Consider the following 19,467-nt stretch of genomic DNA (forward strand, 5'->3'; position numbering starts at 1 on the left):
CGCCCCGGACCGAGGGCCCGGTTCCAGTAGGTACCTACGAAAGGGCACTACATGTCCAGATTCTCGCGACGTGATCTCTTCAAGGCCGCCGGTGCCGTCGGGGCCGGTGCGTCGGCAGCCCTCATCGCCGGACCGGCCTACGCCGGTACCGGTGACCGGCGGGACCGGGCCGAGGAGCAGAAGACCTTCTTCGTGGCAACGGACGGGAAGGACTCGAACCGGGGCACGAAGGCCGCGCCGTTCGCGACGCTGGAGAAGGCGCGCGACGTGATCCGGACCTGGCGGCGGGCCGCGCCGGGCCGTGCCGCTCAACCGGTGACCGTCTTCCTCCGGGGCGGCACGTACCGGCGGACGCGGAGCTTCACCCTCGAAGCGCAGGACTCCGGTGCGCCGGGCCGCCCGGTCACCTACGCCGCCTACCACGGCGAACAGGTCCGGCTCGTGGGTGGCGTGGACCTGCCCGCTACCGGTTTCGGGCCGGTCGGCGACCAGGCGATACGGGACCGCCTCCCGGCCGGGTCGCGCGACACCGTCCGCGAGTTCGACCTGAAGGCGCTCGGGATCACCGACTACGGCCAGATCGTCCAGACCGGATACGGCCTGCCGCGCGCGGTCACCCCGCCCGAACTGTTCTTCAACAGCGAGGCGATGACCCTCGCCCGTTACCCGAACACCGAGTTCCTCGCCGTCGGTCAGGTCATCGACCCGGGCGGGAACCCCCGCAGTGTCCTCGGCGACCCCGACAAGATGGCCGCCGAATTCGCCAAGGGGGCCACGTTCACGTACACCGACCCCCGGCCGTCGACCTGGGCCGACACCAGCGACGTGTGGATGCAGGGCTACTGGTTCTACGAGTGGGCCGACGGCAACCTTCAGATCAAGGCGATCGACCCGGCGGCGCAGACCATCTCCACCAGGACCGCCAGCATGTACACCGTCGGGGCGGGCCGGCGTTACTACTACTACAACGTGCTGGAGGAGCTCGACTCGCCGGGCGAGTGGTACCTCGACCGGGCCACCGGGAAGCTGTATCTGTACCCGCCGGGCGACCTGTCCGGCGCGTCGGTGCAACTGTCGCTGCTCGCCGACCCGATGGCCGTCCTCAATGGCTGCTCGCACGTCACGTTCTCGGACCTTGTGTTCGAGGGGTCGCGAGGCGACGGCATCGTCATCACGGACGGCACGTCCAACACGGTCGCGGACTGCACCCTGCGGCTCCTGGGCGGTCGCGCGGTCACGATCGGCGACTCAAGCGTCTCGGCCGGCCCGCACGGCGGATCGGGGAACGAGGTCCGCGGCTGCCACATCCAGGCCACCGGCCAGGGTGGCATCGCCCTCGCCGGCGGCGACCGGGCCACCCTCACCCCGGCGCGCAACCGGGCGGTCGGCAACGAGATCCACGACTACAGCCGCCTCCAGCTGACGTACAGCCCCGCGGTCGAACTCGCCGGTGTCGGGAACCACGTCGCCAACAACCACATCTACGATGCGCCGCACGTCGCCATCGTCTTCCGGGGCAACGACCACGTGATCGAGTACAACGAGATCAACGATGTGGTGAAGGAGACCAACGACGCCGGCGCCATCTACGCGGGACGGGAGTGGACCGGACGCGGCACGGTCATCCGCTACAACTTCCTGCACGACATCGTGGGAAGCGGCGGATCCCTCTTCGCCTCGGGCATCTACCTCGACGACTGCTTCTGCGGAACGACGGCGTTCGGCAACATCTTCTACAAGGTCGACACCGCCTTCCAGATCGGCGGCGGCCGGGACAATGTCATCAGCAACAACATCATCCTGTCGTCCGTCCATTCGGTGACGCTCGACGAACGAGGGCTCAACTGGGCGGCGGGGGACGTGGCACCCGGCGGCGCGTGGGGGATGTACGACCTGCTGGCCGCCGTTCCCTACCAGAAGGAGCCGTGGCGCTCGCGCTATCCGCACCTCGTGAACATCGCCGACGACCAGCCGGCCTACCCGAAGTACGACGTCGTCGAGTACAACGCGCTCTGCGGTGTCGCCGCGCTGGACATCGCCCCGTCCGCGCGCACGTACGGAACGGTCGACCGCAATCTGTCGCTCACCGCCGACCCCGGCGTCGTGACGGTCGTGGACGGGAAGCCGACCCTGGGCAACGACGACCTGATCGCCGCTCAACTCCCGGGCTACCAGCCGATACCCATGAGCCGGATCGGTCTCTCGTGACCCGCCCGGCCGAGAGCTGCGGGGCAGGGGACCGGCCTGGTCAAGCCAGCATATAAATTAGTAATTAATCTTGACGGTGGCCCGCTCGCCCCGTCACTCTGTACCAGCCGAACGAGGGCCCGGCCGCCTGGGTCAGGAGGCCGGGCCCTCGTTCCGTGGGCGCGCGTGCGGAATCGCCGACAGCTTCACCACCCGAGGAGCCGACAGACCCATGAACGGAAACACCCGCTTCGCCGACAAGGTGGCAGTGGTCACCGGAGCCGCGTCGGGCATCGGCGCGGCCACCGCCGAACGGCTCGCCGCCGAAGGCGCCGCGGTGATCCTCGCCGACATCGCCGAGGACGCGGGCGAGCGTGTCGCCGGGGGCATCCGGGCGGCGGGCAGCCGGGCCCTCTTCGTCCGCACGGACGTCGCGGACGAGGGCGACTGGGGGCGGATTGTCTCCGCGGCGCACACGTTCGGCGCCGTCGACATCCTGGTGAGCAACGCCTTCACGGTCGACGTCACCCCCGCGCACGAGATGACCGTCACCTCGTGGGAGCGCCAGCTCGCGGTGAACCTCACCGGAGCGTTCCTCGGCTTCCGTGCGGTCCTTCCCGACCTGCGTGAACGCCGCGGCGCCGTGGTGCTCACCTCCTCGGTCCACGCCCACAAGGGCATCCCCGGGCATCCCGCGTACGCGGCGTCCAAGGGCGCCCTGCTCTCTCTGTGCGGACAACTGGCCGTGGAGTACGGACCCGAGGTGCGAGTCAACGCCGTCCTGCCCGGCCCCATCCTCACCGGGGCATGGGACCGGGTCCCGGAGGATGACCGGAGGCAGAGCGTCGCCGAGACTGCCGCCAAGCGTTTCGGTACCCCCGGGGAGGCCGCGGCGGCGATCGCGTTTCTCGCCGCCGACGAGGCGTCCTACATCACGGGATCGAGCCTGCTGGTGGACGGCGGCTGGTCCGTCGTCAAGGCCTCGGCCTGACCCTCTCCGTAGCCGTAGCGCAGGACCTGACCGTCTCTGTACTCATCGTCAATCGCACACCAGGAAGGCACACAGACATGACGCCATACGCGCGCCGCGGAGTGCACGGCCAGACCGTGGAGACTCTCGCGCGCCGGGTGCTGAGCGGCGAGATCCCCGAAGGAGCGACCCTCGATCTCGTGGCGCTGCAGGCCGAGTTGGACGTCAGCCTGACCGCCTTGCGGGAGTCCCTGAAGGTCCTCGCCGCGAAGGGGATGGTCGACGCGCGTCAGAAACGCGGCACCTTCGTCAGAGCCCGCGCCGACTGGAACCTCCTCGACGCGGACGTGCTGCGCTGGCAGTTCGCGGGTGGCAGCGGCTCCGGCACCGACCTGGCACTGCTGCACAACCTCGGCGAGGTGCGCGGCATCATCGAGCCGGCCGCTGTCCGGCTGGCCGCCGCCCGACGCACCGATGCCGACCTGGACGCACTCGAAGCGGCCCTCGCCGCGATGGGTGAGAAGGCGGGCGGCGCGGCCCACGCGGTCGAGGCGGACCTCGCCTTCCACCGCGCGCTCCTCGCGGCCACCCACAACGAGTTGCTCGAACGCATGGAGATGGTCATCGAGTCGGGCCTCGCGCACCGCGACGAGATCGTGCACAGCTCGCCGCACGGCGAGGACCCCGTACCCAGCCACCGGGCTGTGCTCGACGCCGTACGCCACCAGGACCCGGCTGCCGCCGAACGCGCCATGCGGGACCTGCTCGACCAGGCCGTACGGGACCTCGACCGGGCCCACGGCACCCGGCCGGCCACCGACGAGGGGACCGCGAACCGGTGAAGATCACTCGTATCGAGACCTTCCTCGTACCGCCACGCTGGCTGTTCTGCCGGATCGAGACCGACGAGGGCATCGTCGGCTGGGGGGAGCCCGTCGTCGAGGGCCGGGCCGAGGTCGTACGCGCCGCCGTCGATGTCCTCGCCGAATACCTGATCGGCAAGGACCCGCTGCGCATCCAGGACCACTGGCAGGTGCTCAGCAAGGGCGGCTTCTACCGGGGCGGCCCGATTCTCTCCAGCGCCGTCGCCGGTATCGACCAGGCCCTCTGGGACATTGCGGGCAAGGCCTACGGCGCGCCCGTGCACGCGTTGCTCGGCGGTCCGGTCCGCGACGAGGTGCGGGTCTACGCCTGGGTCGGCGGCGACGAACCCGCCCAGCTCACCGAGGAGATCACCGCCCAGGTCGAGGCCGGCTTCACCGCCGTCAAGATGAACGCGGCGGGCCGCACCACACCCCTCGCCACCCCCGCGGAGACCGCCGCCGTCGTCGATCGGGTGAGCGCCGCCCGTGCGGTCCTCGGCCCCGGCCGTGATGTGGCCATCGACATGCACGGCAGATTCGGACCGGCCGGCGCCCGCCGGGTCCTGCACGCCATCGAGCCGCTGCACCCGCTGTTCGTGGAGGAACCGCTCCTTCCCGAACAGGGGCACCTGCTGCCCGCCCTCGTCGGCGCCACCTCCGTACCCATCGCCACCGGCGAACGGCTGTACGGGCGGGCCGACTTCCTGCCCGCCCTCACGGCCGGCATCGCGGTCGCCCAGCCGGACCCCTCGCACGCCGGAGGCATCTCCGAGGTCCACCGCATCGCCTCGCTCGCCGAGACCTACGGCGCGCAACTCGCCCCGCACTGCCCCCTCGGCCCGATCGCACTCGCCGCCAGTCTCCAGATCGCCTTCGCCACCCCGAACTTCCTCATCCAGGAGCAGAGCCGGGGCATCCACTACAACAAGGACGCCGACCTGCTCTCGTACGTCGTGGACACCGAACCCTTCCGCTTCGTCGGCGGACGGGCGCGGCGCACGGCCCTGCCGGGGCTCGGTGTCACGGTGGAGGAGAGCGCCGTACGCGCGGCCGACCGGTCCGGGCACGCCTGGCGCAATCCGGTGTGGCGGTACGACGACGGCGCCTTCGCCGAGTGGTGAGCACGATGCCCACCATCAGAATCGAGACCGACCCGGCCTGCGGCGGGAGGTGGACGTCGCTGCGGGCGGCCGGCCGCGAATGGCTCTGGCACCGTGACGAGCCGCGCCGCCCGGGCGCCATCCCGGGCGACGCCTTCGCCGACGCCGGTGGCCTGGAGGAATGCGTACCGACCGTACGCGGCACACCCGACCACGGCGATGCCTGGACCCGGCCCTGGCAGCGGGCCGGTGGCACCGAGTCCGTCGACTGCCCGGACTTCCGGCTCAGCCGCCGGATTCGCGGCGACGGGGACCGCGCGGTGGCCGACTACCGGCTCACGGCAGAACCCGGCTACCGCTTCCTGTGGGCCGCGCACGCGCTGTTCGATCTCTCGGAGGAGGCGCACATCGGGATCAGGGGCGGCACGCCGACCCGCTTCTATCCCGACAGCGGCGCCCGGTGGACCCCTTGTTCCTGGCCGTCGCAGCCGGGGCGGACGGCAGGGCTCGACCGTCTCGGGCCGGATGACGGGACGGCGGTCGGCGCCGTCGTGGACACCCCACAGGTGTGCGTCCGCGACGGCGCGGCCACGTTGCGCATGGCCGTCGAGGCCGAAGGCCAGCCGGTGTCCGTGGCGGTGTGGCGCAACCTCGGCGGCTTCCCCGAGCGGGAGCCGTACCGGTCCGTGGGCGTCGAGCCCATGCTCGGTCGGGTGTTCGACCTGGCGGCCGCGCGGGACGGGGACGCCGCGTGCGTTCCGCGCAGCGGCGAGGTCCGCTGGCGTCTCACCCTGGCTGCGCAGGCACCGGAGCCGTGGACACAACCAGCGCCACAGACGGAGCCGGAATCCGAATCCGGCACGGCGCCGGAAGACACCGACAGGAGGGGAACTCACCCGTGGATCTGCTGACCGCGCTGCGCACCCACCGGATCGTCGCCATCGTGCGCGGCGCCGACGCGGACGCCGCGCTCAGAACCGTACTGACCCTGGCGGAGGAGCACCTCCCGCTCATCGAGGTCTCTCTCAGCGGCAAGGACGCACTCGACGTCATCCGCCGGGCCCGCGCCGCGCTGGGTCCAGGTGCGCCGCTCGGTGCGGGCACCGTGCTCACCGCCGAGGACGCACACGCGGTGCGGGACGCGGGAGCCGGCTTCGTCGTCACCCCTGCCGTCTGCGAGGCCGTCACCGAGGCCGGGCGCCTCGGGCTGCCCGTCCTGGCAGGGGTGATGACCCCCACCGACATCGTCGCCGCGCGGCGGCTCGGTGCGGACGCGTTCAAGATCTTTCCCGCTGCGCAGGCCGGTGGCCCCGGATATCTGAGGGCACTGCGGGGCCCGTTCCCGGACGCGCCGTTCGTGCCGGTCGGAGGGGTGGACGCCGGCGCGGCCGGGAGCTATCTCGCGCACGGGGCCACCGCCGTGGGTGTCGGCTCGCCGCTGATCGGCGACGCGGCCGACGGCGGCAGCACCGCAGCACTGCGCGAGCGGGCGCGCGCCTTCCGCGACGCCGTACGCGCCGCCGCCTCCGCGGACACCGTCCGATGACCGCCGGCACCCCGGCCGTCTGCTGGCAGGACCGGCTCGGGCTCGGTGAAGGAATACGCGCGGTCGACGGCGGCATCGTCCTCGTCGACATCCTCACCGGGCGGCTGCTGGCCGGACCAACGGACCGCTCAGCTCCGCTGACGCAACTCGCCCGGCTGCCCGTGCCCCTGGGCGCGGTCGCCCCCGTACACGCTCGCCCCGGAACCTGGATCGCGGCCGCCGGAACCGGCATCTGTCTGATCACCGCGCACGGGCGGACCGAGTGGCTCGCGCGCCCCGAGGACGGGGCCGCCACGGCCATGCGGATGAACGACGCGACCGCCGATCCGTACGGCAGGTTCTGGGCGGGCAGCATGGCCTGCGACGCCGAGGACGGCGCGGGCTCCCTCTACCGTGTCGATCACGACGGCACGGTGATCCGGGTGCTGGACGGCCTCACCGTGCCCAACGGCCCGGCATTCTCCGCGGACGGCACCGTGATGTACCTCGCCGACAGCGCCAAGGGCATCATCCGCCGGTACCCGGTCGATCCGGACACCGGACTGCCGGGTACGCCGGACACTTTCGCCGTCTTCGACCGCGGCAGCCCCGACGGTATGACGGTGGACGCCGAAGGCGCCCTGTGGACTGCGGTCTGGGGCACCGGCACCGTCCACCGCTACCGCGCCGACGGCACCTTGGACCGGCAGATCCGCATTCCGGCGACGCAGCCCGCCGGGCTGTGCCTCGACGGGGACAGTCTGTACGTCACCAGCGCGCGGCACGGTCTCGCCGCACCCGGACCGCTGGACGGCGCGGTCTTCGCCACCCGGGTCGGCGTCCGGGGCCTGCCCACGTGTGCCTACCACCCCGGGAGAACCGAGTGACGTCGATGCACAGCTCCCACGGAACCGGCCGGCGGCCGGTGACCGGGCCGGTGACCTGTATCGGTGAGACCATGGCCGCGCTGATCCCCGAACCCGCCGCCCCGCTGGACGGCGCCGGTCTGCTCGGGATCCGGATCGCGGGCGCCGAGTCCAACGTGGCGATGTACCTCGCCGACCACGGGGTGCCCAGCCGTTGGGTCTCCGCGCTCGGTGACGACCCGTTCGGACACCGGATCCGCGCAGAGGTGGCGGCGGCCGGTGTCGACATCAGCGGCGTACGCACCGACCCGCACCGCCCGACCGGACTCCTCGTCAAGGACCCCGGCACCGAGGGCACCCGCGTCCACTACTACCGCCGCGGCTCCGCCGCCTCGGCCCTGACCCCGGACCTCCTGGACGACGACGCCGTGCGCTCCGCAGGCCTCGTCCACCTCAGCGGCATCACCCCGGCGCTCTCGGCGGGCTGCCGGGACCTGGTCCTCGCGCTGCTCCGGCCCGACATCGCTGAACGCCCGTGCCCCGTGAGCTTCGACGTCAACCACCGGGCCGCTCTGTGGGCGGACGGTGCGGCGCCCGCCGTGCTGCTCGGGCTCGCCCGAAGGGCGGACATCACGTTCGTGGGCCTCGACGAGGCGCAGGCGCTGTGGGGAGACGAACTGGCCGACGCCTTCGCCGTACGGGAGTTGCTGCCACAGCCGCCCGTCCTCGTCGTCAAGGACGGTGCCCGGGCCGCCACCGCCTTCGACGGCCCCCGGGTTCACACGGTGCCCGCGCCCCCGGTCGAAGTCATCGAACCGGTGGGCGCCGGCGACGCGTTCGCTGCCGGGTTCCTCGCCGGGCTGCTGCGCGGCGAAGAACCCGTACGGGCGCTGCGGCTGGGGCATCTGACGGCGGGCGCCGCACTGCGGGTGACCGGCGACCACGGCCCCCTGCCGGACCGCGCCCGCCTCGCCGAGCTGCTCGACGCGGCGCCGGCGGAGTGGGCAGAAGGTGGGTGACCCGGCGATCCGGCCGCTGAGCTGGACGCACAGGCCACAAGTCGCGTGTGCGTGCCATGTTAATCTGACGGATCATCGCACAACCGACCGCCTGACCAGCGGAGAGTTGCCAACTGACGGATTCTGCCAGCTGGTTGAGGCGCTGAGGGGAACCTATGAACAACGGTAAGAAGAAACTGACCGCTGCTGCTCTTTCAGCAGTGCTTTCGTTGTCGGTGCTCGGCCTGGCCTGGCAGGCGGCGGCTGAGTCTCCTGGGAGCACCAGCAAGACCGTGGCAACCCAATGGCCCGGGGCGCAGGGCTCTTCGGTGTCTCATGGGGCCAACGGAATGACCCCGGCCACTCAGTGGCCCGGGGCGCAGGGCTCCTCCGTCGAGGCCTAGGCCATTTCTTCGGGATCGCTTTGCTGTTGACCCGACCCTCCCGGCCGGGCCGGGCAGCGAGGGGAGCGCATCGCTCTCCCGCGGCGTTCGTCCGGGAGGGAACCCGCACGCTCAGCACGGAGTGGCGCGCTGCGAACCGGGGCATCCCGTACGTGGGGGACATGTGACCCAGGAGGTCCGGCCCGGAACCGGTCCGGGAACGGAGACGGCCGGTCGGTAGCAACCAGCGAGCTGCCGGCAGGACAACGAGCGGCGGCGGAGCGGCATGAGCGACAGACCGCGTACGGCGGACCGACCGGACCCCGGCCTCTTCGGCCCCGGATCGGTGACCTGGCAGGCACACGCGGACCCGGTCATGTGGATCGCCGGTGTCCGCGCCCTCTACCTCCAGGCGCTGCACCCCCGCGCGGTCCGCGGTGTCATCCAGAATTCGGACTTCCGCCGGGACGCCTGGGGGCGGCTGCTGCGCACCGCGAGCTTCGTCGGCACCATCACCTACGGCACGACCGAGGCCGCCGAGCAGGCGGGCGCCCGGGTCCGCCGGATCCACAGCTTCCTCGGTGCCACCGATCCCGTGACCGCGGAGCGGTACGGCGTCGGTGAGCCGGCGCTCCTGCTCTGGGTGCACTGCGCCGAGATCGACTCGTACCTCGGCGTCCTGCGCCGCTCCGGCGTCCCCATCGGCGACGCGCAGGCCGACCGCTACATCGACGAGAACCGCGAGAGCGCCCGGCTGGTCGGGCTCGACCCGGCGGAGGTGCCCGCGGACCGGGCCGCACTCGCCGCGTACTTCGAGTCGGTACGCCCCGAACTCGCCGCCACCGCGGAGTCCCGCGAGGTCGACGCGTTCCTGCGCAGGCCCCCCGTTCCCGCCGTTCTCGCTCCGGCGCGCGCGGCGCTCTGGCGGCAGGTGGCCGCTCTCGCGTACGCCTCACTGCCTCCGTACGCCCATGAGCTCTACGGGAGACCGGCACCCGGCCCGGAGACCGTGAACCGTCGGCTCACCGCCACCGGCAACGCCCTGCGCTGCATCCCCGACCGGCTGCGCTGGCAGCTGCCACCTGGCCATATTCTGAAGGCAATGGCGCGCTTGGGCCCGGGCAGCCGTCCGGCACCGTACAAACTCCGGACACCGGACGCCATACTGGACGGGCCGGGGACGGTGCAGCGAGGCGACGGGGGCGACAGCACGAGATGGCGGACACCAGGCTGATCCACGGCCGGTACCGGCTGCTCGAAGCGATCGGGCGCGGGGGCATGGGCGAGGTGTGGCGGGCGCGTGACGAGTCCCTGGGCCGCCATGTCGCCGTCAAGTGCCTCAAGCCGCTGGGACCCCAGCACGACCAGTCCTTCACCCGGGTGCTGCGCGAGCGCTTCCGCCGCGAGGCGCGGGTCGCGGCCTCCCTCCAGCATCGCGGGGTCACCGTCGTCCACGACTTCGGTGAGTACGAGGGCGTCCTGTACCTCGTCATGGAGCTGCTCGACGGCCAGAACCTCAGCCAGCTCCTCGTCGCGAACGAGCAGCGGCCGCTGCCGGTGCCCGACGTCGTCGACATCGCCCGGCAGGTCGCCTCCGCCCTCGCGTACACCCATGAACAGGGCATCGTCCACCGGGACCTGAAGCCCGCCAACATCATGCGGCTCACCGACGGCACGGTGAAGATCTGCGACTTCGGCATCGCCCGCCTGGGCCACGACATCGGCTTCACCTCCCGGCTCACCGGTACCGGCATCGCCATGGGCACCCCGCACTACATGTCACCCGAGCAGATCGGCGGCGGTGAGATCGACCACCGCAGCGATCTCTACTCACTGGGGTGCGTGCTGTACGAAATCGCCACCGGGGCACCGCCGTTCGACCTCGACGACGCCTGGGCGGTGCTCGTCGGACACCGGGACACCGTGCCCGAACCACCGCGCAGCCACCGGTCCGAACTGCCGGAGTTCTTCGACCGGGCCGTCCTCGACCTGCTCGCCAAGACCCCGGACGAGCGCCCCGCGGACGCCAGGGAGTTCGGCCTGCTGCTCGGCCCGGAGACACCGGCGGCAGGGCTGGCCGCGACGGCCGTGCCGGGGCCTGCGGTCCAGCTGCCCCCGCGGCTGCCCCCGCTGCCGCCCTGGACCCGGTCCATGACCACCGGCCACAAGGCCACCGGGACCTGGACGGTCACCTCCACCCCCACCGACCGGGCGACGGCGCTCACCGGTGAGTGGACGACCGCCGGACCTCCGCGCGGAGCCGCCGCCGTCCCTGTGGCCTCCACCGGGCAGCGGCCCACCCCGCCGCCGGACCTGGTCGCCGCGCTCGCCGGCCGCCACAACGCCGGGCTGAGCCTGAGCCGGCTGGGCCGCTGGGCGGAGGCGGGGGAGGTGCACCGGGCCGTGGCGGCCGAGCGTGAGTACGTCCTCGGCCCCGGCCATCCGGACACCCTGGCCAGCCGTTACGAGGTGGGCTTCACACTGAGCCGTACCGGGCGGGCGGCCGACGCGCTGCGCGAGTTCACCCGGGTCGCCGACGGCCGGGAGCGGGCCCTGGGCGCCGACCATCCCGAGACCCTCGCCGCCCGGCAGGAGACCGCGTACGTACTGGGTCAGCTCGGCCGCCACTTCGAGGCGCACCAGGTGTACGCGTCGGTGCTCGCCGCCCGGGAGCGCACCGTCGGTCCTGACCACCCGGACACGCTGCGCTGCCGGCACAACCTCGCCTTCAACCTGAGCAGGCTGGGGCGGCTGGAGGACTCGCACCGGATGGCGTGCGAGGTCGCCGCTGCGCGTGCCGCCGTGCTCGGCGCCGCGCACCCGGACACCCTGGTGACCCGGTACGAAGTCGCCTACGCGCTGGGACAGCTGGGGCGCTGGCCGGAGGCGCTGGAGATCTACCGGGAGGTGGCCGCCGCCCGTGAACAGGCGCTGGGCGCCGATCACCCCGACACCCTCGCCACCCGTTACGAGGTGGCCATCAGCCTGGGCCGGCTGGGCCGCAGCGCGGAAGCCCTCGAACGGTTCGGCGCGCTGGTCGGCGACCGCACCCGGGTCCAGGGGCCTGCCGACCCGGAGACCCTGCGGGCCCGCCACGGCCTGGGGGTGAACCTCGGCCGGCTCGGCCGGTGGGACGAGGCGCTCGCCGAGGCGCGCGAGGTCTGCGCACTGCGCGAACAGGCGCTGGGCGGCGACCACCCGGACACCCTGGTCAGCCGCCGCGAAATCGCTGTCGGGCTGGGCTGGCTGGGCCGCTGGGCGGACGCGCTCACCGTCTACCGGGCGGTCGCCGCGGCCCGGGAGCGGGTGCTCGGCCTCGACCACCCGGACGCGCTGGCCAGCCGCAACGACGAGGCACACTGCCTGGAGCAGCTGGGCTGCGGGGACGAGGCCGCGGAGCTGTACCGCCAGGTCGCCGCGCGCCGGCAGCAGCGGAGCGCGCCGGGGCTGTGAGCCGCCGCTGTGCGGGGCAGCAGGTATCAGTCCGGGGGGTATCAAACGAACGGGGCCCTGTCCGGCCCGCGACGGTCTCACGGCCTTACGGTCCGCGAAGACCACGAAGAACCGCGAAGAACTTTCGACGATCGCGTGGACCGTGAAGAGCCGGACAGGACCCGGGTGTCAGGACCCGATCGGGTTGACGTACGTCGCCGGGTGGGTGGCGCCGTCCTGCTTGGTGACAGCGCCACCGAACGGCCACTTCAGCGCGAACTGGGTCTTCTCGTTGGGCGGGGTGATCCGCACCAGACCGGGCTGGAAGCTGCCCGAGCCCTTCTCCGTGGTCGCGCCGAGCGTGATGCTGAAGTCGGTGGTGTCCCCGGGCGACAGCGAGACGGTGGTGGTCGGCTTCGAGGAGCGCGCCAGCGACCAGGTGCCGTCGGACGCCTGGTCGCCGACCATGTCGACGCCGGCGAAGCCGGTCAGCGTGCAGGTGCTCTTGCCGATGTTGGTGAACGCCACCGAGGCCTGCGTCTGGTTGTCGGACTTCATGTCGGGCACGGCGTCGCCGCCCGTGGCGAAGGCCGCCTTCAGATCGGCGGTGTGGCAGCGCGATCCCGCTGAGCTGCCCGCCGCCGCTCCCTTGCCGCCACCGGTGGAGGAGCTCTCCGTCGCGTTCGTACCGCTGTTGGACGCAGTGCCGCTGGAGTCCTTGCCGGAGGCCGAGCTGCTGGAGCTGTCCGAACCGGCCGTCCCCTGGCCCGACGTGGCGCTCTCGGACGAGGTGGCCGATGAGGAATCCCCCGATGCCTTGTCGTCGGACGACGACGAACAGGCGGCGGCGCCGAGGCTGAGCGCGGTGACAGCGAGAAGGGCTGCCATCCGGCGGGGGAGTCGGTTCAGCTGTGTGGTCATGAGTGTGGGGCCCCTGGAATCGTGCGTACGTGATCTACGCGTGAGTAAGCGATCTGTAAGTGATCTCCGAACCGATATCACGTCGCGGGCATCAGATCGGTTGCAGAGGAGGCGGGAATCCCTGTATGTGACATGAATCTCTGTGTGATTTCTGTACGATCTCCGCGGGCCGGATGAACCGGTCGTGCGCCGAGACCTCCTGACCGGGTGTCACCGGCCGCGTCAGTCCGCGGAACGCACCCAGCCGGTCGCCTCGATCCGGGCCGCGTCCGACGCCCGGGTCTCGTCGAAGACCGTACGGCGGCCGTCCCCGACCATGATGCCGGTGACGTACGCCCCGCGGCCCACGTACAGCTGATCGGTCGTGTAACGCCAGCGCAGCCGCACCGCCTTGCCGCGCCACGCTGTCAGATCCGCCTCCAGCCGGTGCCAGACGCGGCCCGACCAGCCGTCCACCGAGCCCGCCGGACGGTTCTCGGGTCGCTGCCCCTCGGCGGTGGTGGAGAAGGGCACCGGCTGCCAGGCCGCACCGGTGTCCGCCGACGCCTCCAGGAACAGGAAGTCGGCGTGCGGTTCGCTGTCCCACCACACCGAGGCGCCGAGCCGTGCCCGCCCGGACGCCGGGACGACGGCGGGCAGGGTCAGGGTGGCCGTCGTCGCACTCGCCATGCCGGAGAACCAGGCCGTACGCCCGTGCGCGGGACGCACCGGCACCGCCCGCGCCAGGCTGTTGCCCGCCTGGACCCGGGGGGCGCTCCCCGTACGCCAGTTGCGCACCGGGTGGACCGAGTTGCCCAGCATGATCAGGAAGGAGTCGGTTGACGGGTCGAGCACCAGGCTGGTTCCGGTGAACCCGGTGTGGCCCGCGGTGCGTGGGGTGGCCATCGCGCCCATGTACCAGTGCTGGTAGAGCTCGAAGCCCAGACCGTGATTGTCGCCCGGGAACGCGGTGTTGAAGTCGGTGAACAGCAGACCGACGGAGTCGGGACGCAGGATGCGGGCGGGTCCGTACGCGCCGCCGTTCAGCAGGGTGCGGGCGAGCACCGCCAAGTCCCAGGCGCAGGAGAAGACTCCGGCGTGACCGGCGACCCCGCCGAAACTGTAGGCGTTCTCGTCGTGCACCTCTCCCCAGACCAGCCCGCGGTCGAGGCCCGACCAGGGCCGCCTGGCGTCCTCGGTGGCCGCGATCCGCGGCTTCCAGGCGGCGGGCGGGTTGTATCGCGTGCGGTGCATCCCGAGCGGTGCGGTGATCCCCTCACGGACCAGCACGTCGAGCGTGCGCCCGGTGATCCGCTCCAGGACCAGCTGCAACGAGATGAGGTTGAGGTCGGAGTAGAGATACGCGGTACCGGGGGTGTTGATCGGCGCCTCGTTCCACAGCATCCGCAGTCTCCCCTCCCGCGTCGGCTCCTTGTACAGCGCCAGCGTCGCGCGGAATCCGGAGGTGTGCGTGAGGAGCTGGCGTACCGTCATGTCCCCCTTGCCGGCCGCGCCGAACTCGGGGAGGTACGAGGCGACCTTCGCGGTCAGCTCCAGCGTGCCCCGTTCGATCTGCTGCACCGCCACGAGGGATGTGAAGAGCTTGGAGACGGAAGCCAGGTCGTAGAGGGTGTCCCGGTCCGCCGCGATCTGCTGGTCCGCGGGGAACTCGACGCCGGTGTCGGACTTCTCGTCGTACGCCGAGTAACGCACCGCGTGTCCGATGGGCTCGTGCAGCGCTACCGTGCCGCCGCGCCCGGCGAGCAGAACGGCGCCCGCGTACCACGGGTGGGTGGGGGAGGGGCCGAGGAACGCCCGGGCGTCGCTGACCAGTTGGCGCAGTGGGTCCGGCAGCAGACCGGCCTGCTCGGCGGTGCCGCGCCGGAGCGTCGTACGCCCGGAGCCGGAGCCGGAGCCGGAGCCGGAGTTCGAGTTCGGGCCCGAGTTCGGAGCGCCTGGGTCCGCGCCGTGCCCGGATCCGGGACCCGCGGCCGGTCCCGCGGCCGCGGCGGCCGGTCCCAGCGGGAGCGAGGCCAGGGCGAGTGCCCCTCCCAGGGCCAGCATTCCGCCGCCCAGCCCGCGCCTGCTGATGTCCCCGCCCGCCGCGTTGCCGCTCATCCCAGCACTCCTTGAAAGTATCTTTCGGGGCCTTGATCGACTGCGGAAACTTTCTGCCATCGGTGCGGGGGTGTCAACCCTCGTACCGCGTGTCCCCGGCGCTCCAAAGAATCTGACACAGCATCAGAAAATCTCTTCCCTCGGCTGCTCCGCTGGGGCATCCTGCGCCCCATGGAGACGGAGCTGAGCAAGAAACTGGGGATCGAGCACGCAATCTTCGGCTTCACGCCCTTTCCCGCCGTGGCCGCCGCCATCACCCGGGCCGGCGGATTCGGGGTACTCGGAGCGGTCCGGTACACCGCCCCCGACGAACTGGCGCGTGATCTCGACTGGATGCAGGAGCACACCGGCGGGCTGCCGTACGGCCTCGACGTCGTCATGCCCGCGAAAAAGGTGGAGGGGGTGACGGAGGCCGAGGTCGAGGCGATGATCCCGGAGGGGCACCGCCGGTTCGTGGAGGAGACCCTCGCCAAACACGGGGTTCCCGCGTGGCCCGAGGGGGAACCTTCCGGCTGGCGGATCACCGGGTGGATGGAACAGGTCGCCCGCAACCAGCTCGACGTCGCCTTCGACTATCCGATCAAACTGCTCGCCAACGCCCTCGGCTCGCCGCCCGCCGACGTCATCGAACGCGCCCACCGCCACGATGTCCTGGTTGCGGCACTGGCCGGCAGCGCCAAGCACGCCCGCCGCCATGCCGAGGCCGGCATCGACATCGTCGTGGCCCAGGGGTACGAGGCGGGCGGCCACACCGGGGACATCGCCTCCATGGTGCTGACACCCGACGTGGTCGACGCCGTGTCCCCGCTGCCGGTGCTGGCCGCCGGCGGGATCGGCAGCGGGGAGCAGATCGCCGCCGGTATCGCGCTCGGCGCCCAGGGCGTCTGGCTCGGCTCGCTCTGGCTCACCACGACCGAGGCCGAGATGCACTCCCGCGCCCTCACCCAAAAGCTCATCGAGGCGGGCTCCGGCGACACCGTGCGCTCCCGCGCGCTCACCGGAAAACCCGCCCGTCAGCTCCGTACCGAATGGACCGACGCCTGGGACGACCCCGCAGGGCCCGGCACTCTGCCCATGCCGCTCCAGGGTCTGCTCGTCGCCGACGCGGTCTCCCGGATCCAGAAGTACGAGGTCGCGCCACTGCTCGGCACCCCGGTGGGCCAGATCGTCGGCCGGATGAACTCCGAACGCGGTGTCCAGGAGGTCTTCGACGAGCTGACCCGCGGCTTCGAGCGGGCCGTCGACCGGATCAACCGCATCGCAGGACGGAGTCACTGATGGCAGCCAAGGACAGCGGAACCCCCAACGGCTTCTGGGCCCAGGCCACCGCCGACCCCGGCCGCACGGTCGTGATCGCACCCGACGGCGAGGAGTGGACCGCCGGACGGCTGCACACGGCCGTCAACCAGCTGGTGCACGGACTGCGCGCCGCCGGTCTGGAGCGCGGGGACGCCTTCGCGGTCGTCCTGCCGAACAGCGTCGAGTTGCTCACCGCGTATCTGGCCGCCTCGCAGGCCGGTCTCTATCTGGTCCCGGTCAACCACCACTTCGTGGGTCCTGAGATCGCCTGGATCGTCTCCGACTCGGGGGCCAAGGTCCTCATCGCCCACGAGCGGTTCGCCGAAGCGGCGACCACAGCGGCGGACGAAGCCGGGCTCCCCGCGACCCACCGGTACGCGGTCGGCGCCATACCGGGCTTCCGTCCCTACGGCGAACTCCCCGGCGGCCAGCCGGGATCCGTACCGGAGGACCGCACTCTCGGCTGGGTGATGAACTACACCTCGGGCACCACCGGACGGCCCCGCGGCATCCGCCGGCCGCTGTCCGGCAAGCTGCCCGAGGAGACCTACCTCGGCGGGTTCCTCGGGATCTTCGGGATCAAGCCCTTCGACGGCAACGTCCACCTCGTCTGCTCGCCGCTCTACCACACCGCCGTGCTCCAGTTCGCCGGCGCTGCCCTGCACATCGGCCACCCCCTGGTCCTGATGGACAAGTGGACGCCCGAGGAGATGCTGCGCGCCATCGACGCGCACGGATGCACGCACACGCACATGGTCCCGACCCAGTTCCACCGCCTCCTCGCCCTGCCGGACGAGGTCAAGGGGCGGTACGACGTGACGTCGATGCGCCATGCCATCCACGGCGCCGCGCCCTGCCCCGACCACGTCAAGCGGGCGATGATCGAGTGGTGGGGCCACTGCGTCGAGGAGTACTACGCGGCCAGCGAGGGCGGCGGCGCCTTCGCCACGGCCGAGGACTGGCTGAAGAAGCCGGGCACCGTCGGCAAGGCCTGGCCCATCAGCGAACTCGCCATCCACGACGACGACGGCAACCGGCTGCCGCCCGGCGAACTCGGCACCGTCTACATGAAGATGTCCACCGGCGGCTTCAGCTACCACAAGGACGAGGCCAAGACGGCGAAGAACCGCATCGGCGACTTCTTCACCGTCGGCGATCTGGGCCTGCTCGACGAGGACGGCTACCTCTTCCTCCGCGACCGCAAGATCGACATGATCATCTCCGGCGGGGTCAACATCTACCCGGCCGAGATCGAGTCCGCGCTGCTCACCCACCCCGCGGTCGCCGACGCCGCGGCCTTCGGCATCCCGCACACCGACTGGGGCGAGGAGGTCAAGGCCGTCATCGAACCGGCCGAGGGCGCCGAGCCAGGCGATGCGCTCGCCGCCGAGATCCTCGCCCACTGCGAGTCCCGGCTCGCCGGGTACAAACGCCCCAGGACCGTCGACTTCATCGAGACGATGCCGCGCGACCCCAACGGCAAGCTCTACAAGCGGCGGCTGCGCGAACCGTACTGGGAGGGCCACGAGCGCGCCGTCTGACCTCTCCGGGCGGAGCCCTGCCGTCCCGCCCGGCAGGGCGGGCTCGCCGGGCAGCCGCTGATCATCTCTGCCAGCGTGGCCCCATGAGAGCGCCGAACCGGGCCCTGGCGGCACAGTGGACCACCGCGGTCCCCGTGGTCGCTGTCGTGGCCCTGATCCTCAGCTGGGGCCGCGATCTGCCGGTCTTCGCCGTGGTCCTGGTGGCGCTCTGCCTGGCCGGAGCGGTGCTGGCCGCCGTGCACCACGCCGAGGTGATCGCCCACCGGGTGGGGGAACCCTTCGGGTCACTGGTGCTGGCGGTCGCCGTCACCGTCATCGAGGTGGCGCTCATCGTCACACTGATGGCCGACGGCGGCTCCAAGTACTCCTCACTCGCCCGGGACACCGTCTTCGCCGCGGTGATGATCACCTGCAACGGGATCGTGGGTCTCTCCCTGCTCGTCGGCGCGGTACGCCGCGGGGTCGCCGTCTTCAACGCCGAGGGATCGGGCACCGCGCTGTCCGCCGTGGCGGCGCTCGCGACCCTCACTCTGGTCCTGCCGACGTTCACCAGGACGCCGGGACCGGAGTTCAGCGGCCCGCAGCTGGCCTTCGCCGCCATCGCCTCACTCTGCCTGTACGGCCTCTTCGTCGCCGTCCAGACGGTGCGTCACCGGGACTACTTCCTGCCCGTCACCCAGGAGGGCGAGATCCAGGACGAGGACGGCCACGCGGCGCCGCCCGGCCGACGGGCCGCCCTGCTCAGCCTCGGGCTGCTGCTGGTCGCGCTGATCGCCGTGGTGGGCAACGCGAAAGCCATCTCGCCGACCCTGGAGTCGGGCGTCGCCGCGGCAGGGCTGCCCCACGCGGTCGTCGGCGTGGTGATCGCGCTGCTCGTGCTGCTGCCCGAGACGCTCGCCGCGGTACGGGCGGCGCGCCGCGACCGTGTCCAGACCAGCCTCAATCTGGGGCTCGGCTCGGCCATGGCGAGCATCGGACTGACGATCCCCGCCATCGCGCTGGCCTCGGTCTGGCTCACCGGCCCGCTGCTGCTCGGCCTCGGAGCCACCCATATGGTGCTGCTCGCGCTGACCGTCGTGGTCGGCGCGCTGACCATCGTCCCCGGCCGGGCGACCTTGATGCAGGGCGGCATCCACCTCGCGATCTTCGCCGCCTTCGTCTTCCTGGCCGTCAGCCCCTGAGCCGGGGCGCGCTGTCGCCGGGAGCCGACGGCCGGCCCCTGGTGGTCCCGCCGTTCACCCACCCGGGACGGCTCCCTTGACCGGGCCCCCGGTGAACCGCAGGA

At 71.8% G+C, this 19,467-nt stretch carries 15 protein-coding genes; 13 read left to right on the plus strand and 2 right to left on the minus strand.

The genetic code is table 11. The features are described 5' to 3' along the window. Window positions 1-51 precede the first annotated feature (51 nt). The 10 genes from OG385_RS31680 to OG385_RS31725 all read left to right on the plus strand — a co-directional run bounded on the left by OG385_RS31680 (window position 52) and on the right by OG385_RS31725 (window position 12,345). Window positions 52-2,208 (plus strand): right-handed parallel beta-helix repeat-containing protein, encoded by a 2,157-nt coding sequence (locus OG385_RS31680; protein ID WP_266859991.1) that lies wholly within the window; start codon window positions 52-54, stop codon window positions 2,206-2,208. 211 nt (window positions 2,209-2,419) lie between these two features. Next, window positions 2,420-3,178 carry an SDR family NAD(P)-dependent oxidoreductase gene (locus OG385_RS31685; RefSeq protein WP_266859993.1) on the plus strand — a complete coding sequence of 253 codons (759 nt, stop codon included), beginning with the start codon at window positions 2,420-2,422 and terminating at the stop codon, window positions 3,176-3,178. Window positions 3,179-3,255: 77 nt separating this feature from the next. Further along, complete coding sequence (locus OG385_RS31690; RefSeq protein ID WP_266859995.1) at window positions 3,256-3,999, plus strand: FadR/GntR family transcriptional regulator; 744 nt, start codon at window positions 3,256-3,258, stop codon at window positions 3,997-3,999. Further along, window positions 3,996-5,141 (plus strand): galactonate dehydratase, encoded by a 1,146-nt coding sequence (dgoD, locus tag OG385_RS31695; protein WP_266859997.1) that lies wholly within the window; start codon window positions 3,996-3,998, stop codon window positions 5,139-5,141. Before OG385_RS31690 ends, dgoD begins: the two co-directional genes overlap by 4 nt. 5 nt (window positions 5,142-5,146) lie before the next feature. After that, on the plus strand, window positions 5,147-6,031 hold the full coding sequence (locus tag OG385_RS31700; protein WP_266859999.1) for a hypothetical protein: 885 nt from the start codon (window positions 5,147-5,149) through the stop codon (window positions 6,029-6,031). Continuing rightward, entirely contained in the window at window positions 6,019-6,666 is a 648-nt protein-coding gene (locus OG385_RS31705; protein WP_266860001.1) for a bifunctional 4-hydroxy-2-oxoglutarate aldolase/2-dehydro-3-deoxy-phosphogluconate aldolase, read from the plus strand. The genes OG385_RS31700 and OG385_RS31705 overlap by 13 nt, the downstream gene beginning before the upstream one ends. Continuing rightward, window positions 6,663-7,532: an SMP-30/gluconolactonase/LRE family protein gene (locus OG385_RS31710; RefSeq protein ID WP_266860003.1), complete on the plus strand. Its 870-nt coding sequence runs from the start codon at window positions 6,663-6,665 to the stop codon at window positions 7,530-7,532. The genes OG385_RS31705 and OG385_RS31710 overlap by 4 nt, the downstream gene beginning before the upstream one ends. A 5-nt stretch (window positions 7,533-7,537) precedes the next feature. Then, on the plus strand, window positions 7,538-8,530 hold the full coding sequence (locus OG385_RS31715) for a sugar kinase (RefSeq protein WP_266861291.1): 993 nt from the start codon (window positions 7,538-7,540) through the stop codon (window positions 8,528-8,530). Between the two features lie 648 nt (window positions 8,531-9,178). After that, window positions 9,179-10,126 (plus strand): oxygenase MpaB family protein, encoded by a 948-nt coding sequence (locus tag OG385_RS31720; protein WP_266860005.1) that lies wholly within the window; start codon window positions 9,179-9,181, stop codon window positions 10,124-10,126. Beyond that, a complete protein-coding gene (locus tag OG385_RS31725) occupies window positions 10,108-12,345 on the plus strand; it encodes a serine/threonine-protein kinase (RefSeq protein ID WP_266860007.1) in 2,238 nt (745 codons plus the stop codon). Before OG385_RS31720 ends, OG385_RS31725 begins: the two co-directional genes overlap by 19 nt. 168 nt (window positions 12,346-12,513) lie before the next feature. Here OG385_RS31725 and OG385_RS31730 read toward each other — a convergent pair whose 3' ends face one another. Both OG385_RS31730 and OG385_RS31735 read right to left on the minus strand, forming a co-directional pair. Next, window positions 12,514-13,245: a DUF4232 domain-containing protein gene (locus tag OG385_RS31730; protein ID WP_266860009.1), complete on the minus strand. Its 732-nt coding sequence runs from the start codon at window positions 13,243-13,245 to the stop codon at window positions 12,514-12,516. A gap of 222 nt (window positions 13,246-13,467) precedes the next feature. Continuing rightward, a complete protein-coding gene (locus OG385_RS31735) occupies window positions 13,468-15,342 on the minus strand; it encodes a serine hydrolase (protein ID WP_266860011.1) in 1,875 nt (624 codons plus the stop codon). Window positions 15,343-15,513: 171 nt separating this feature from the next. Here OG385_RS31735 and OG385_RS31740 point away from each other — a divergent pair, with 171 nt between their 5' ends. The 3 genes from OG385_RS31740 to OG385_RS31750 all read left to right on the plus strand — a co-directional run bounded on the left by OG385_RS31740 (window position 15,514) and on the right by OG385_RS31750 (window position 19,363). Beyond that, window positions 15,514-16,620 (plus strand): nitronate monooxygenase family protein, encoded by a 1,107-nt coding sequence (locus OG385_RS31740; protein ID WP_266860013.1) that lies wholly within the window; start codon window positions 15,514-15,516, stop codon window positions 16,618-16,620. Next, window positions 16,620-18,182, plus strand: a complete 1,563-nt coding sequence (locus tag OG385_RS31745; protein WP_266860015.1) for an acyl-CoA synthetase — start codon at window positions 16,620-16,622, stop codon at window positions 18,180-18,182. Before OG385_RS31740 ends, OG385_RS31745 begins: the two co-directional genes overlap by 1 nt. A gap of 83 nt (window positions 18,183-18,265) precedes the next feature. Beyond that, window positions 18,266-19,363, plus strand: a complete 1,098-nt coding sequence (locus OG385_RS31750; protein WP_266860017.1) for a calcium:proton antiporter — start codon at window positions 18,266-18,268, stop codon at window positions 19,361-19,363. Window positions 19,364-19,467: the final 104 nt, after the last annotated feature.

This window comes from Streptomyces sp. NBC_01306, assembly GCF_026340465.1.
Taxonomy (GTDB): Bacteria; Actinomycetota; Actinomycetes; order Streptomycetales; family Streptomycetaceae; genus Streptomyces.

Excerpts from the sequence above, each read along its gene's own strand:
- OG385_RS31700 (WP_266859999.1), top strand. The coding sequence starts at position 5,147 with ATGCCCACCATCAGAATCGAGACCGACCCGGCCTGCGGCGGGAGGTGG.
- OG385_RS31735 (WP_266860011.1), bottom strand. The coding sequence starts at position 15,342 with ATGAGCGGCAACGCGGCGGGCGGGGACATCAGCAGGCGCGGGCTGGGC.
- OG385_RS31725 (WP_266860007.1), top strand. The coding sequence starts at position 10,108 with ATGGCGGACACCAGGCTGATCCACGGCCGGTACCGGCTGCTCGAAGCG.
- OG385_RS31715 (WP_266861291.1), top strand. The coding sequence starts at position 7,538 with ATGCACAGCTCCCACGGAACCGGCCGGCGGCCGGTGACCGGGCCGGTG.
- OG385_RS31745 (WP_266860015.1), top strand. The coding sequence starts at position 16,620 with ATGGCAGCCAAGGACAGCGGAACCCCCAACGGCTTCTGGGCCCAGGCC.
- OG385_RS31690 (WP_266859995.1), top strand. The coding sequence starts at position 3,256 with ATGACGCCATACGCGCGCCGCGGAGTGCACGGCCAGACCGTGGAGACT.
- OG385_RS31750 (WP_266860017.1), top strand. The coding sequence starts at position 18,266 with ATGAGAGCGCCGAACCGGGCCCTGGCGGCACAGTGGACCACCGCGGTC.
- OG385_RS31720 (WP_266860005.1), top strand. The coding sequence starts at position 9,179 with ATGAGCGACAGACCGCGTACGGCGGACCGACCGGACCCCGGCCTCTTC.
- OG385_RS31680 (WP_266859991.1), top strand. The coding sequence starts at position 52 with ATGTCCAGATTCTCGCGACGTGATCTCTTCAAGGCCGCCGGTGCCGTC.
- OG385_RS31730 (WP_266860009.1), bottom strand. The coding sequence starts at position 13,245 with ATGACCACACAGCTGAACCGACTCCCCCGCCGGATGGCAGCCCTTCTC.
- OG385_RS31740 (WP_266860013.1), top strand. The coding sequence starts at position 15,514 with ATGGAGACGGAGCTGAGCAAGAAACTGGGGATCGAGCACGCAATCTTC.
- OG385_RS31710 (WP_266860003.1), top strand. The coding sequence starts at position 6,663 with ATGACCGCCGGCACCCCGGCCGTCTGCTGGCAGGACCGGCTCGGGCTC.
- OG385_RS31685 (WP_266859993.1), top strand. The coding sequence starts at position 2,420 with ATGAACGGAAACACCCGCTTCGCCGACAAGGTGGCAGTGGTCACCGGA.